At 61.5% G+C, this 13,497-nt stretch carries 15 protein-coding genes; 8 read left to right on the top strand and 7 right to left on the bottom strand.

From position 1 onward, the window contains the following. From B8784_RS17500 to B8784_RS17485, 5 genes are all read right to left on the bottom strand, one after another. Positions 1–599 (bottom strand): efflux RND transporter permease subunit (locus tag B8784_RS17500; RefSeq protein WP_143435589.1); only part of this gene is annotated, 599 nt, incomplete at its 3' end. 12 nt (positions 600–611) lie between these two features. Continuing rightward, positions 612–1,832, bottom strand: a complete 1,221-nt coding sequence (locus B8784_RS17495) for an efflux RND transporter periplasmic adaptor subunit (protein WP_084399176.1) — start codon at positions 1,830–1,832, stop codon at positions 612–614. Further along, entirely contained in the window at positions 1,829–3,124 is a 1,296-nt protein-coding gene (locus tag B8784_RS17490; protein ID WP_084399175.1) for a TolC family protein, read from the bottom strand. Before B8784_RS17490 ends, B8784_RS17495 begins: the two co-directional genes overlap by 4 nt. A 74-nt stretch (positions 3,125–3,198) precedes the next feature. Continuing rightward, positions 3,199–3,525, bottom strand: a complete 327-nt coding sequence (locus B8784_RS21415) for a hypothetical protein (RefSeq protein WP_143435614.1) — start codon at positions 3,523–3,525, stop codon at positions 3,199–3,201. Positions 3,526–3,641: 116 nt separating this feature from the next. Beyond that, entirely contained in the window at positions 3,642–4,100 is a 459-nt protein-coding gene (locus B8784_RS17485; protein WP_084399174.1) for a MerR family transcriptional regulator, read from the bottom strand. A 128-nt stretch (positions 4,101–4,228) separates the two neighbouring features. On the opposite strand from B8784_RS17485, the gene B8784_RS17480 reads away from it, so the two are divergent. Next, positions 4,229–4,873, top strand: a complete 645-nt coding sequence (locus tag B8784_RS17480) for a cation transporter (RefSeq protein WP_084399173.1) — start codon at positions 4,229–4,231, stop codon at positions 4,871–4,873. 498 nt (positions 4,874–5,371) lie between these two features. Here the strand turns inward: B8784_RS17480 and B8784_RS17475 are convergent, their stop codons facing one another. Further along, a complete protein-coding gene (locus B8784_RS17475; RefSeq protein WP_084399172.1) occupies positions 5,372–5,722 on the bottom strand; it encodes an ArsR/SmtB family transcription factor in 351 nt (116 codons plus the stop codon). 44 nt (positions 5,723–5,766) lie between these two features. Between B8784_RS17475 and B8784_RS17470 the strand changes: the two genes are divergently transcribed. The 4 genes from B8784_RS17470 to B8784_RS17455 are packed head-to-tail and all read left to right on the top strand — an operon-like array spanning position 5,767 to position 9,384. Continuing rightward, complete coding sequence (locus tag B8784_RS17470; protein WP_084399171.1) at positions 5,767–6,636, top strand: cation transporter; 870 nt, start codon at positions 5,767–5,769, stop codon at positions 6,634–6,636. Beyond that, positions 6,633–7,118 carry a signal peptidase II gene (lspA, locus tag B8784_RS17465; RefSeq protein ID WP_084399170.1) on the top strand — a complete coding sequence of 162 codons (486 nt, stop codon included), beginning with the start codon at positions 6,633–6,635 and terminating at the stop codon, positions 7,116–7,118. The genes B8784_RS17470 and lspA overlap by 4 nt, the downstream gene beginning before the upstream one ends. After that, on the top strand, positions 7,115–8,371 hold the full coding sequence (locus B8784_RS17460; RefSeq protein ID WP_233356217.1) for a cytochrome P450: 1,257 nt from the start codon (positions 7,115–7,117) through the stop codon (positions 8,369–8,371). The genes lspA and B8784_RS17460 overlap by 4 nt, the downstream gene beginning before the upstream one ends. Continuing rightward, positions 8,368–9,384 carry a sodium:calcium antiporter gene (locus B8784_RS17455; RefSeq protein ID WP_084399169.1) on the top strand — a complete coding sequence of 339 codons (1,017 nt, stop codon included), beginning with the start codon at positions 8,368–8,370 and terminating at the stop codon, positions 9,382–9,384. Before B8784_RS17460 ends, B8784_RS17455 begins: the two co-directional genes overlap by 4 nt. 254 nt (positions 9,385–9,638) lie before the next feature. Here the strand turns inward: B8784_RS17455 and B8784_RS17450 are convergent, their stop codons facing one another. Continuing rightward, on the bottom strand, positions 9,639–10,586 hold the full coding sequence (locus B8784_RS17450) for a bile acid:sodium symporter family protein (RefSeq protein ID WP_084399168.1): 948 nt from the start codon (positions 10,584–10,586) through the stop codon (positions 9,639–9,641). 226 nt (positions 10,587–10,812) lie between these two features. Between B8784_RS17450 and B8784_RS21690 the strand changes: the two genes are divergently transcribed. The 3 genes from B8784_RS21690 (at position 10,813) to istB (ending at position 13,329) form a co-directional block, all read left to right on the top strand. Continuing rightward, complete coding sequence (locus B8784_RS21690; protein ID WP_158085736.1) at positions 10,813–10,983, top strand: hypothetical protein; 171 nt, start codon at positions 10,813–10,815, stop codon at positions 10,981–10,983. A 97-nt stretch (positions 10,984–11,080) separates the two neighbouring features. Continuing rightward, positions 11,081–12,568, top strand: a complete 1,488-nt coding sequence (gene istA / locus B8784_RS17445) for an IS21 family transposase (protein ID WP_169712612.1) — start codon at positions 11,081–11,083, stop codon at positions 12,566–12,568. After that, positions 12,565–13,329, top strand: a complete 765-nt coding sequence (gene istB / locus B8784_RS17440; RefSeq protein ID WP_084396756.1) for an IS21-like element helper ATPase IstB — start codon at positions 12,565–12,567, stop codon at positions 13,327–13,329. The genes istA and istB overlap by 4 nt, the downstream gene beginning before the upstream one ends. Positions 13,330–13,497 lie beyond the last annotated feature (168 nt).

Raw genomic sequence — 13,497 nt, 5'->3', positions numbered from 1 at the left:
TCATAGGACGTCAGTTGGTCTGGATCGAGCCGGACCTGATATTGCTTTTCAAAGCCGCCGAGCGACAGGACTTCGGTCACGCCTTCAACGGACTGGAGCGGATACTTGATCATCCAGTCAGCGATCTCGCGCAACTCGACAAGCGACCGCTCGCCGGTTTCATCGACGAGACGGTAGTACATGATAATGCCAAGGCCGGTCGAAATCGGTCCCATCTTCGGCGTGCCGAAGCCTTCGGGGATGGCCTCGCCCGCCTCGCCAAGACGTTCGCCGACAACCTGGCGCGCGAAATAGACGTCCGTGCCGTCCTCGAAATAGATATTGATGACGGACAGGCCGAAATTGGACGTCGAGCGGATCTCCTCAACCTTGGGCAGGCCGGACATGGCCGTTTCGATCGGATAGGTGACATAGCGCTCGACCTCTTCGGGTGACAGGCCTTCAGTCTCCGTGAAGACCTGGACCAGCGAGGGCGAGGGATCGGGAAAGGCATCGACGGGAAGGCTGCGAAAGGCAAACAGGCCGCCGATGGACAGGGCGAGTGCGGCAATGGCGGCAAGCAGCCGGCCACCCGCAAGGCGGTGCATCAAATTGATCATTTTGCGGGTCTCCTAGTGTGCGTGGCCGTCGCCGAAAGCGTCTTTTTCAAGCTGCGCTTTCAGGGTGAAGGCGCCCTCGGCAACGAATGCTTCGTCGGCCTCGAGCCCGGAAATGATCTCGGTATAGCTGCCTGCACTCTCTCCTGTCCGGACCTCGCGCGGTTCGAACCCGTCATCCGTCGGGACGAAGACCGACATCCTGTCTTCAACACTGACAATCGCATCGGAGGGAACGCGCACGACGGGGCGCCCCTCTCCCGTGTCGATCCGCGCCGTTACGAACTGACCGGGCTTCAGCCTGTGTTCGGCATTGTCGACAATGACCCGCGCGGTCGCGGTGCGGGATGCCTCATTGATGACAGGCAGGACATTTGAAATTGTCCCTTCGGCCAGGACGCGGCCATCTTCCTGCTGGAAGGTCACGGTCTGGCCTTCGCTGACCTTGCCGAGATCTTCCTTGTAGACGGCGATGTCGGCCCAGACGACGCTATCATCGATGATGACAAAGATGGGCGCGCCGCCAGCCGATACGGTTTCTCCAAGAGAAACGCTCCGCTGAATCACCTCTCCGGCAAGGGGAGCCGTCACATAGGCTTGCGCCAGCGCCCCATCCTCAGCCTCATCCAGACTGTCGAGTACGCCATGACTAATTCCGACAGCATGGAGTCTGTTTTCGGCAGCCTCCAGAGCGGCGGTTGCTGCCGAGAAGGCCGCACGCGCCGACTGCACATCGGCTTCGGACGTGATCTTCTGCTCCCAGAGGTTTTCCTCGCGGTCCAGCTCGGCCCGCGCCAGGCGTTCGGCGCTGAGCGCATTCAGATAATCGGCCTTGAGGCCGGCGAGTTCACGGCTGGTCAGGCGCGCTAGCGTCGCACCGGCTTTCACCGTATCGCCTTCGCCTGCATAAAGCTGGGCGACAATGCCTTCCACCTGCGGCGAAACCCTAGCGACACGGTCTGCATCGAAACGGATTTCCGCTGGCAGTTCCAGCTGGCCCGACACCGTGCCAGTCCCCGCTTGCCCGGTCCGGATTCCGGCCGCTTCAGCCGCCTCGGCGCTCAGCTCGACAAGGTCGCCGCCTTCTTCTTCATGAGTTTCATGGTCGTCATGGCCTTCTTCGGCTTGCGAGGCCGTCCGGTTTGCACCAGACGAATCGGAGGCGTCATTGCCGCAAGCACTAAGATACAAAAGCGCTGGCGAAAGCAGCGCCGCATAGAATAAATTCAGTTTCATTGGATCTCTCCTTCGAACGGCGCGGCGCCGATCAGCGCACGCAGCCGCAGGGTCTGTGTCTGGAGCGCCAGCCGGGCTTCGATCACGGCGGCGCGGGTTTCGATCAGGCTGCGCCGTGCATCGAGCGTGGCGGTCAGGTCAAACTTGCCAACCCGGTAACCCTCAGCGGCGGAGGCATAGGCGCCTTCGGCCAGGGGAAGGGCTTCGCCCTCGAGACGCTGCAACCGGGATTTCGCGGCCCGCACCTGCGCGGCCAGGCTCGCCTGCTCGGCTCTCAGCCTTGCTTCGACGGCCCTGGCATTCAGCTCTGCCCCTTCGGTACGGAACCGGGCAGCGCGTGTGGCATCCTGGTTGCGGTCGAACACGGGCAGCGGCAGGCTGATACCCGCGAGGAAAGCACTGTCTCCGGTGTCCTCGAAGCGGCGGACACCAGCCGAAACGGTGACATCTGGCCACGCTCCGGCCCGCGCACGGTCTGTCGCCGCGGCCCTGGCATCAGCACTGGCTTGCGCGGCCTGTAACCTTGGGTGGGTAACACGTACACCGTCGGATCCCGTGCTATCCGTAGCGACATCAAAATTCTCCGGCCTCGGCAAAACATAGTCGACGTCCGGGCTTCCCCAGATCGATGCAAGCGAAATCGCCGCAGCCTCCACATTGCCGCGAGCGGCGTCGGCAGCGGCCTGAAGGCTTGCCGCTTCGGCTTTTGCCCGCAAAAGCTCCGGCGGGGCCGCAGCGCCCGCCTCGACGCGGCGTTCGACAACATTGGCGAACTCCTCGGCCAGGCTGGCCGACGCGTCCGCCACGTCCGCCATCTCGATGGCGGCCTGCAAATCGAGAAAGAGTTCGCCGGCAAGTCGCTGCGCTTCCAGCCTCTGGACGTTGCATTCGGCACTCGCCAGCGCGGCCTCAGCTCTTGCGGCCCGCTCGGACAGGCGCCGCTTGCCGCCAAGCCGGAAGGTCTGCTCCAGCGCAAGCGTTGTCTCATAGGCATCGAAGCCTTCGAGACCGCCTGTGCCTGCGAAATTCTCTGTATCCACAGAGATCGCCGGGTTGAGCCACCGCCCGGCCTGGTCGGCGTCGGCTGAAGCGGCTCTCGCTTCAAGCGCGGCAATCAGGATTTCCGGCGCGGCATGGCCCGCACGGGCGACCGCCCGCTCCAGCGTCAGCGGCAGGGTCTGATCATATTCACGTTGCCCAACAGGCGCAGGGCTGCACCCCTGAGCGTAGGCTGCCCCGGCCAGAACCGGCAGGGCGAGCGCGGTGACAGCACCGCACAACAGATGTCTCATTTTGGATAGTTTCCTCGTCCAGATTCAACGACGGCGCAGCCGGGGCTGCGCATCAGATGTCTTGTGTCGTTGGTCTAGGCGCGGGGAGGCCGGTAAAGCCCGTCGGGACGGAGGCTCGCATGATCCGCTTGGCCGGGGCGGATCCGTTTGGTCTGAATCCCAGGCCGAATGGCGGCGCCGAAATCGCCACCACCGATCATGTGAACATGGCAGCCGCCGCAATGATGCGCTGTATGCTCATGCCCTTCATGCGACGGTTGTTCGCCAGATCCGTCCTGTGAAAGCTCGCCATCGGCACACACCACCGTATTGTCATCACAGGCGTGCATTGTATCTGCCGCCGCACCCATGGGCGCAAAAACGAAAGCGATCGTCATCATCATGACGATCAGCGTTCGCAAGCGCCTTATGATCCGGGGAAGGCTCATACTATAGACTTAGCAGCTTTCGGTGATAATCGAGTTAATGCCTTCGCATTCAATTGCCATAACATCTCCAGTCACTGGAGGGTCAAGCCCTAGTTTGAAGGGCGTGCGGCGAGAACTTCTTTTCCCGCATGCTCTTCATGCAGGCATTGCTCATGGTGGCCCAGCGCTGCGAGCACTGAGCAGCATGCGATCTTCCCGCCCTCGCAGGCGGTGATCATGCGCTTGAGTTCGGCTTCAAGTGCTTCGAGCTGGGTCAGCCTGCGTCGAACCTCGCCCAGCTGGCGGCGGGCGATCTGGTCGACTACGGCGCAGTCCCAGCTAGGCTCAACCTGCAACGAAATCAGTTCACGGATTGCCGGAACCGGGAAGCCCAGGTCTCTGGCATGCCGGATAAAGCCAAGACGCTCGACAGCGGTGTCGCCATAGAGCCTTTGTCCACTCGCGCTGCGATCCGGCTCATCAAGCAGGCCAATCGATTCATAGTAGCGTATCGTGGTGACCTTCACCCTGGTCGCCGCAGAAAGCTTTCCGATCGTCATCGAGCTCATGTAGTGAAACCTCTTGCCTCTACAGTTACTGTAGACTGTAGACTGTAGACTATCAGAAACACAAGCGCTGGAGGCACGATGTCTGGCTTCGACCGGAAAATCAGGAGCTTTCCGAAGGAGACAGTTGCATGAGCGAATGCTGCGGGCAGACATCTTTCGACGGAACATCGAAATCTTATCGGCGCGCGCTTCTTGCCGTCATCGCGATCAACGCCATCATGTTCATCGTCGAGCTCTCCGCGGGTTACCTCGCCCGTTCCCAGGCCCTCAAGGCGGACGCGCTGGACTTTGGCGGCGATGCGGCAACCTATGCGATCAGCCTTGCCGTAATCGGTATGAGCGCTACGGTGCGGGCGAAAGCTTCCCTTTTCAAGGCCGGATCCCTGGCGCTGATCGCGCTTTTCATCCTTGGATCCACCATCGCCCGTGTCTTTTCAGACGGGGCGCCGGAAACAGTCACGATGAGCATCATCGGCGGCCTGGCCCTGGCGGCCAATTTGCTGAGTGTCCTCATCCTGCTGCGCTGGCGCGATGGGGACAGCAATGTTCGTTCTGTCTGGCTCTGCTCGCGCAATGATGCGATCGGCAATGCCGGTGTCATCGCTGCTGCCGGCGCCGTCGCCCTGACCGGATCGCCGTGGCCGGACCTGATTGTCGCCACCCTTCTTGCAGGCCTTTTCCTGCGCTCCTCCTGGGCAATCACGCTGCAGGCCGTTGGCGAGTTGAAGCAACAGAAATCCGGCGCCGGATGTTCGACGGCAAAAGCCTCATGAAGCTGCTCATTCCTCTCTGGCTCCAATTCCTGTGGCGGACTGATCCTGTCCGGCACGATCATCCTGCTGACCTATGCCTATGTAATCCGTTCCCTGACCGTTTCCTTAATAGCGCGGATGCGGGCCTGACCGTCAGCGCGCCGAATATGGTTGATTCTGCGCGCAATCTCGATGCCTCCTCCATGCGCCGCAAAACCGCTCCACGTCCAAGGACGTAGCGACGCACAAAACGTTGTGCAAACATGACGCCATGCGACCCATGGTGCCAACGCTCTCATCTTGCGACCCATTAAATCCAAGGCGCCCCTTAGGATGCAATCCATTTCTCGCCGAACCCTCGCATAAAAAGAGCCCAAACATTGACAAGAAAAGCGATGGTCGCGAAGTAGCCGACAATGGGCGAAGGCTCATTGCAGAACACCGCCAATCTTCGCGAATGAAATTAACGCAATGGCGACGGTTTTCTGCTCACAGTCTCACAGCTCGATAATCCTGAGGCTATTCATCATAGTTGTCGCAAGCATCGACGCCGATTGCTCCGTTTTTGAGCAATTCGTCTGCAATCAGTAACAGCTGCTCTGAACGAAATTCGCTCAAGGCGTAGTGGACGAAACGTCCACGTTGATCGCCAGTTACAAGACCGCATTCACTCAGGCAGCGGAGGTGGTTTGAGGCATTCGATTGCGACAAGCCCGTTATTGCGACGATCTCTCCGACGGAACGAGGGCCCTTGCGTAAAGCTTCCAAGATGAACAGGCGCGACGGATCGGCCAATCCCCGGAACAACTTCGCTCGTAGCAGGACAGAATGGGCGTTGGCTCGCCCACCCAGCTCGGCATCGCTCGACATATCATCCACGAGTGATATAATCCTCTATCATAAAAGGTGTGATCATGACTATAGCAGCTTCAACGGACAAAACCGAGACCGGACGCTACCGGATCACCGGCATGGATTGCCCGTCCTGCGCCGGGAAGATTGAAAAGGCCGTGCGCTCGGTCGGGGTGGAAGACGTGAAGGTCTCGACGGCCACGCAGATCATGACGCTGCGCGTCGATGATCCCGCCACACGGCTGCCCGAGGTCGAACGCGCTGTGGCCGGGATCGGCTACCGGCTGGATCGCCTGGACAGGCCCGCAACCGACGGGGAAGGCGACATCGACGACCTGCCGAAAGACCTGGCGCACATCACCCCGGCCTACAGGCGGGCGCTGTGGATCGTGATCCTCCTGAACATCGGCTATGGCGTCATAGAGGCGGTCGGCGGTTTCATCTCGGGATCGCAGGCGCTGAAGGCCGACGCGCTCGACTTTCTTGGCGACGGCCTGATCACCTTCCTAGGCATTCTCGCGATTGGCTGGTCTCTGGCCTGGCGAGCCCGCTCCGCACTGATCCAGGGCCTGTTCCTGGGTGCTCTCGGCCTGGGGGTTCTCGCCAACACCGCGTACCGGATCCTAGTCCAACAGCAGCCCGAGGCGGGTTTGATGGGCCTGTTCGCAGTGATTGCGCTGGTGGTCAACGTGGTCGCGGTGCTCCCGCTGTTGCCTCACCGGACGGGAGACGCCAACGTGCGGGCGGTCTGGCTCTTCAGTCGCAATGACGCCATTGGCAACGCCGCGGTCGTCGTGGCGGCGGGCCTGGTTGCCTGGACCGGAACGGCATGGCCCGATCTTGTGGTTGCGGCCGTGATCGCCGGGCTGTTCCTGCAATCCTCATGGTCGATCGTCCGCGACGCCCGGGCCGATCTGCGGGAGAGGACATGAGCGCCGTCCGCCGACTTGGCGTCGCGTGCGCCGTCGCGGCGTTCGCTCTGGACCAGGGCTCGAAGGCGATTGTCGTCGCCTCCCCCGCTCTCGCTGCCGGCGTGGAAGTTCTTCCATTCTTCAATCTTGTGCGCGGTCAGAACTCCGGGGTGACCTTTGGAATGTTCGGTGGGGCGCCATGGTGGGTGCTCGCACTGCTCGCCCTCGCCATTGTGGCGGCACTCTCCGTTTGGCTGTGGCGAGCGCAGAACCGGCTGGTCGCCGCTGCCCTCGGACTGCTGATCGGCGGGGCCCTCGGCAACGTGCTGGACCGGCTGCGCCACGGGGCCGTGACGGACTTTCTCGATTTCCACCTCGGAGCCTATCACTGGCCCGCCTTCAATCTCGCTGATGCGGCGATCGTCAGCGGAGTTGCCCTGCTTCTGCTGGACGGTTTTCGCGCTCCGCAAGAGCAGCGACAAGCGGAGCCAGAGGAGGGATGACCGTGCCCCGTATGCCGCGCGATGAGGATTTCGACAGCACGCTGGCGCTGCTCCGCGATCCCTATGGCTTGATTTCCAAAAGGTGCCGCCACTACGGGACCGACCTCTTCGAGACCCGTCTCCTGCTCCGCAGGACGATCTGCATGACGGGGCCGGAGACCGCAGAGCTGTTCTACGATCAGGAGCGGTTTGTCAGGCGTGGTGCGGCGCCCGGCCGCGTTCAAAAGACGCTCTTCGGCCGGGGCGGCGTTCAGGGGCTTGACGATGAGGCACACCGGCATCGCAAGCAGATGTTCATGGCGCTCATGACGCCCGAGCGGATCCAGCATCTCGGAGAGCTGAGCGCCGAGCAGTGGCGCATCCAGGCCCGGAATTGGGCGAGCATGGACCGTGTCGTCCTCTATGACGAGGTCCAGGAAATCCTGACCCGGGCGGTTTGCGCCTGGGCGGGCGTTCCGCTCCCAGAGAAGGAGGTTCGTCGGCGCACGGCGGAACTGACCGCGTTGTTCGATTCCGCGGGGGCGACCGGACCGAGGCACTGGTGGTCGCGCCTGTCCCGCAAACTGTCGGACAAGTGGGTTTCGGACATCGTAGAGCAGGTCCGCGCGGGCCGTCTGGACCTGCCGGAGCAAAGCCCGGCGCGCGTAATCTCCACTTGGCACGGGCCGGATGGTCAGATGCTGAGTCCACGAATAGCTGCGGTGGAACTGCTGAACATCTTGCGTCCGACCGTTGCCGTGTCCGTCTTCATCACGTTCACCGCCCACGCGCTGCACCAGTTTCCAGCCTGCCGTCAAAAATTTCGGGCCAACGACGGATATCTCGAGTGTTTCGTGCAGGAGGTCCGGCGCTGGTATCCCTTCTTTCCCGCCGTGATGGCGCGCGTAAGGCGAGAGTTTGAGTGGAAGGGCTACCGGTTCCCGCGTGGCCGGCGGGTGGTCCTTGATCTATACGGCACCAACCGAGACCCGCGGGCATGGGATGCCCCGGAGGAGTTTTGGCCGGAGCGATTTCAGGGTTGGGATGGCAGCCCCTTCCGTTTCATTCCTCAGGGTGGCGGCGACCACCACCGGAACCATCGCTGCCCGGGCGAATGGATCACGACCGAACTGATGAAGGTGGCCTGCGAGTTCCTTACGGAACAGATCGTCTTCGATGTGCCGGACCAGGACCTGCGCATCGATATGTCGAGACTGCCGGCACTCCCGAAAAGCCGGTTCGTGATCAGCAATGTAAGGCCTGATGAGCGATGAGTACGGTCCTTTGGGCAGCTGTTCTGCTGGGTGCCGTCTGGGCGGCGCATTGGGGCGCGGAGCATCTAGCCGATCCGCTGAAGAAGCTGCGCCGCCAATGGGGGTTCTCCGTCGCGGCCGGTGGCTCGTTCATCGGACTCGCCACTGCGAGCCCGGAGGTCGGAATCAACATCACGAGCGCCTTTCGCGGCGTTGCCGATATCGGCCTCGGCGCGATGCTGGGTGCCAACATCATCGTCGTTCCGATCCTGCTCGCCACCGCCTATCTTGCCACACGGAAGAAGGATCTCGGCGGCGAGCATCGCGATCACGAACGGCATCTGCGCGAGCATTTCCTGCCCGTGGATCCCGGGGCGGTCACCGTGCAGGCGCTACCGTATCTCGGCATCCTCGTCGTCGTCGCCCTGCTGACGCTTCCAGAGCCGTGGCGGGGCCTCCAGCCAATCGACGGCTGGATCCTGCTCATTACGTACCTGGCCTATCTCGCGCAGGCGCTTCTGCGCGGCCGGAAGGGAGGCGAGCAGGTCGAGTGGAGCCGGCGCGAACGGTGGCTCGCGGGTGGCGGTTTAGCGGCGCTCGCAGTCGGGGCTTACTTCATCGTCTTCTCAACCGAAAAGATTGTGAGCGCGCTTGGCATTTCAAAGATCATCGGCGGGCTGTTCATTACAGCGCCGGTGGCGGCGCTGCCGGAGGTCTTCGCCACATGGACCCTCGCGCGCCGTGGCCAGATCACGGCGGCCGCGACCGACGTCATCGGCGATATGGCCGCCACCATGACGATCGCCTTCATCCCGCTCACGATCATTGCGACGCCGATCCAGGACCTGCGTCTGTTCTGGGTGAGCCTGGCCTTCGTGGCGATCATGCCGGCACTCTACGCTGCGTTCATCTGGTGGGGGCGCGTGCGCGAAACCGGCTTCAGGCGGTGGCAGGTTCTCAGCTTCCCGGTCGTCTACGCCTTGTTCGTGGCGACTGTCGTTCTCTGGGTGCAGCCGTTCGGGCAGAGCGGCTAATTCTAGGCGGAGGCAGTCCGTGTGCATCCGAAAACTACAATGTTAGAGATTGATGATGCGCACGAACCAAGACAGGATACACTCGCACCGTCCGGAGCCATGCGGTGAAGCTATGGCACGGCCGAACCCGCCGTTGTCCAGTCTATTGCGAATCCGTCGCTAGCAACTTCAGGCATACCTACCTTATTCAACCAAATGCTGACGCCATTCTTGGAGAGCCAAGCTAAGACACGCACGGTCGGATCGATGGCAATTCATACCTCCCCTATCATTGACGGGTGCTCGCCTCGCGCAAGGAATTTTGCGGCGATGGGCGAGGTAATCATCTGGATGACTGCATAAAAGGCCGCCGGTATCGCAATCTCCACCGGCAAGCCGGATGCAGCCACGAACGCGGCGGCGCTGCTGAACTCCTTTTTGCTCACGGTGAAGAGATATGTGATGACCTCCTTGCGGTCGGTGGTGCACAATCGCGCCGTCAGCCCGAACATGTACCCCATCAGATTGAGCGTGAGAGCCGCGCCAGCGATCACGAAGGCAAACCAGCCATAGTCAATGATCGTCTCTGCATTCGGACCGACAACGGCGAGAAGGATCAGCAGATAAGGGATCGAGCCATATCCCGCATAGGCGGAATCATGGCGAGCAAAAAATGCCGGAAATCTGGTGCGCAAGCCGACACCAAGGATTGTCGGCAAGAGCACGATCAGCACTAGTTCCACAATGATTGACCCGAGCGGAACCGCCAGCTGCATTCCAGTCAGCCACAAAAACAACACCGGAACGACAAATGGCGACAGAGCCGTGTTGACCGCATTGAATACGGCGGCCAGGGCAACGTTTCCGCGCGCCATCAGCACCAGAAGCGGCGACGAAACGTCTGTCGGCAAAGTGCCGAGCAGGGTCTGACCCGCAGCGAGCGAACCTGTGCCAAAGAACATGCGCCCCGTCACGAAACCGGCAATGGACATTGGCCCGTAGACAAGACCGAGCGCCAGCAACTGCCTGGAAGGTCTGCGAAGGATCACTCGCACGTCCTGCGCATTGAAGGTCAGGCTGATGACCAGCATCAGCAGCGCAAGCAATGGCCCGATAACGGTTTCAAGCCATAGGCCGGCTCCGGGAACGACCAGACCCAGGCACGCAACCGCGATGACAAACCAAACGAGGTTGGAACCCACAAAGTAAATCAGTCTGATCATCTTTAATCGACCACAATCCTCAACCGGACATCTCCACTATTTCGCACCCTCTGAAGCGGCCGTTCTCCGGCAGTGGTCGGAGGTTAAAAGCGTTCGGAGAGCGTCCGCCACTTTAACTAATGCGAGTTTTCTCGATCTTATACAAAGATGAGCGTCCTTGAAAAATACCCGTATGGGGTATACTTAACTTTGATGTTCTTCGTTCGCCACGCGGAAAGCACCGAACATGACCAACCCTGACGCCCACCATCATCACAGCTGTCAGCATCATGCTGATGCGAAACCAGCGCAATCCGATGACGCTTATGACAAGGTTCCGGCCGATTATGCCGGGACGGTCTGGACTTGCCCGATGCATCCGCAGGTTCGCGAAATGAGAACGGCGGTGCAAAATTAGACCACGGTAGCGCCGTCGTATTGGCGGTGCGGGCGGCGTAAAAGTCGTCCACTTTTTCCCTTCTTGCGGCAGCAGGGAGGGCGAGGAGATTTACACCGTGGAACTTTATCTGAAGGTCAGGCTGGCGCGCAGCGAGGGGATGAGCCAGCGGGATCTGGCGCGCCATTTCAACATATCGCGCGACAGCGTTCGCAAGATGTTGGCGTTCTCATCGCCGCCGGGATACCGGCGCACGAAGGAGATCAAGCGTCCCAAGCTTGATGGGTTCAGCGAGATCATCGACGGCTGGCTTGAAGAGGACAAGAAGTTGCCTCGCAAGCAGCGCCACACAGCGAAGCGGATCCACGAGCGGCTCAAGGCGGAACACGAGTTCACCGGCGGCTATACGATTATCAAGGACTACGTTCGGCAGCGTGAACGACGCACCCGTGAGATGTTCGTGCCGCTGGCGCATCCGCCGGGCCATGCGCAAGCCGATTTTGGCGAAGCGTTGGTTGTGATCGGGGGTGTCGAACAAAAGGCCCACTTCTTCGTCCTGGATTTGCCGCACAGCGATGCCTACTTCGTGCGGGCCTATCCGGCGGCGACGGCGGAGGCCTGGATGGACGGGCATGTGCATGCCTTTGCCTTCTTTGGCGGGGTGCCTCTGTCGGTTCTCTATGACAACGACCGTTGCCTGGTCTCGAAGATCCAGCCGGATGGGACACGGGTCCGCGCGACGCAGTTCAGCGGATTGCTGTCGCACTACCTGTTCCGAGACCGCTACGGGCGGCCGGGCAAAGGGAATGACAAGGGCAATGTCGAGGGGATGGTGGGCTACGTGCGCCGCAACCACATGGTGCCGATCCCCCACTTCCCGGATTGGGAGAGCTTCAACGCCTACCTTGAAGAGCAGTGCCGTGCCCGTCAGGGCGACACCTTGCGTGGGCACACGGAGATGATCGGCGCGCGCCTGCAGCGGGATCTGGCCGAGATGCGCCCCTTGCCAGCCGCCCCCTTTGAGGCCTGCGCACAGGCCAGCGGCCGGGTGAGCTCCCAGTCTTTGGTCCGCTACAACACCAACGATTACTCGGTCCCCGTGGCCTATGGCCATCAGGATGTGTGGGTGCGGGCCTATGTCGATCAGGTGGTGATTGGCTGCCGTGGGGACGTGATCGCACGCCATCCGCGGTGCTACGCGCGCGAGGACATGGTGTTCGATCCGATCCACTACCTCCCGCTGATCGAACGCAAGATCAATGCTTTGGATCAGGCTGCGCCCCTTGCGGAGTGGGACTTGCCAAAAGAGTTCGACACGCTGCGCCGCCTGATGGAAGCGCGCATGCTGAAGATAGGGCGCCGCGAGTATGTCCAGGTGCTGCGTCTTCTGGAGACCTTCGGCATGGAGGAGCTACACGCCGCCGTAAAGCAGGCCCTGAAGATGGGCGCGGTCGGCTTTGATGCTGTGAAGCATCTGGTTCTGTGTCAGGTCGAGAAGCGGCCACCACGGCTCGACCTCGACGTGTACCCCTACCTGCCACGGGCGCGGGTCGAGACGACCTCAGCGGCCAGCTACATGTCCCTGATGTCGGAGGCTGCGGAATGACCCATGCCCCCGAAATCCTGCTGGAGCATCACCTCAAGAGGCTGAAGCTTCCGACATTCCTGCGTGAGTATCAGAAGGTGGCGCGCCAATGCGCCGCCGAGGGCTTGGACCATGTCCAGTTCCTGACGCGCCTGGTCGAACTGGAGCTGATCGATCGCGAGCGACGGATGGTCGAGCGCCGCATCAAGGCGGCCAAGTTCCCGGCCACCAAAAGCCTCGACAGCTTCGACTTCAAGGCAATCCCCAAGCTCAACAAGATGCAGGTGCTGGAACTGGCGCGCTGCGACTGGATCGAACGGCGCGAGAACGTGATCGCCCTCGGCCCAAGCGGCACCGGCAAAACCCACGTCGCCCTCGGCCTGGGGCTCGCTGCTTGCCAGAAAGGGATGACGGTCAGCTTCACCACCGCCGCGGCCTTGGTCAACGAACTGATGGAGGCGCGCGACGAGCGTCGCCTGCTGCGGGTCCAAAAACAGATGGCCAACGCCAAGCTGCTGATCATCGACGAATTGGGCTTCGTCCCTCTCTCCAAAACCGGGGCCGAGCTGCTCTTTGAATTGATCTCGCAGCGCTACGAGCGCGGGGCTACGCTGATCACGAGCAACTTGCCCTTCGATGAATGGACGGAGACCTTCGGAACCGAGCGCCTGACCGGGGCGCTCCTCGACCGGCTGACCCACCACGTCAACATCCTCGAGATGAACGGCGAAAGTTATCGCCTGGCCCAAAGCCAGGCGCGAAAAGCCACCAAAACCTCCTGACCGACAATCCATGACTTGGCCCTCACGGGCCAAGGCGGCCAGTCAACCGCCAGCTATTTGGGGAGCGCGGTCGACTGGCCGCCAGCGCTCTATGCGCCCTTCACGCCCAACCCCAAAGTGGCCTACTTTTGCGCCGCCCTTTGGTCGGGTTTTACTCCGCCGTTGACA

The sequence above is a fragment of the Henriciella aquimarina genome, from assembly GCF_002088975.1.
GTDB lineage: Bacteria > Pseudomonadota > Alphaproteobacteria > Caulobacterales > Hyphomonadaceae > Henriciella > Henriciella aquimarina.
This window is presented reverse-complemented; position numbering and strand designations above follow the sequence as displayed.

Coding starts and splice junctions, on each gene's coding strand:
- B8784_RS17450 (WP_084399168.1), bottom strand. CDS start 10,586: ATGATCAGACTGATTTACTTTGTGGGTTCCAACCTCGTTTGGTTTGTC.
- B8784_RS17485 (WP_084399174.1), bottom strand. CDS start 4,100: ATGAGCTCGATGACGATCGGAAAGCTTTCTGCGGCGACCAGGGTGAAG.
- B8784_RS21690 (WP_158085736.1), top strand. CDS start 10,813: ATGACCAACCCTGACGCCCACCATCATCACAGCTGTCAGCATCATGCT.
- B8784_RS17460 (WP_233356217.1), top strand. CDS start 7,115: ATGACCGTGCCCCGTATGCCGCGCGATGAGGATTTCGACAGCACGCTG.
- B8784_RS17490 (WP_084399175.1), bottom strand. CDS start 3,124: ATGAGACATCTGTTGTGCGGTGCTGTCACCGCGCTCGCCCTGCCGGTT.
- B8784_RS17475 (WP_084399172.1), bottom strand. CDS start 5,722: ATGTCGAGCGATGCCGAGCTGGGTGGGCGAGCCAACGCCCATTCTGTC.
- B8784_RS17470 (WP_084399171.1), top strand. CDS start 5,767: ATGACTATAGCAGCTTCAACGGACAAAACCGAGACCGGACGCTACCGG.
- lspA (WP_084399170.1), top strand. CDS start 6,633: ATGAGCGCCGTCCGCCGACTTGGCGTCGCGTGCGCCGTCGCGGCGTTC.
- B8784_RS17480 (WP_084399173.1), top strand. CDS start 4,229: ATGAGCGAATGCTGCGGGCAGACATCTTTCGACGGAACATCGAAATCT.
- istB (WP_084396756.1), top strand. CDS start 12,565: ATGACCCATGCCCCCGAAATCCTGCTGGAGCATCACCTCAAGAGGCTG.
- B8784_RS17495 (WP_084399176.1), bottom strand. CDS start 1,832: ATGAAACTGAATTTATTCTATGCGGCGCTGCTTTCGCCAGCGCTTTTG.
- B8784_RS17455 (WP_084399169.1), top strand. CDS start 8,368: ATGAGTACGGTCCTTTGGGCAGCTGTTCTGCTGGGTGCCGTCTGGGCG.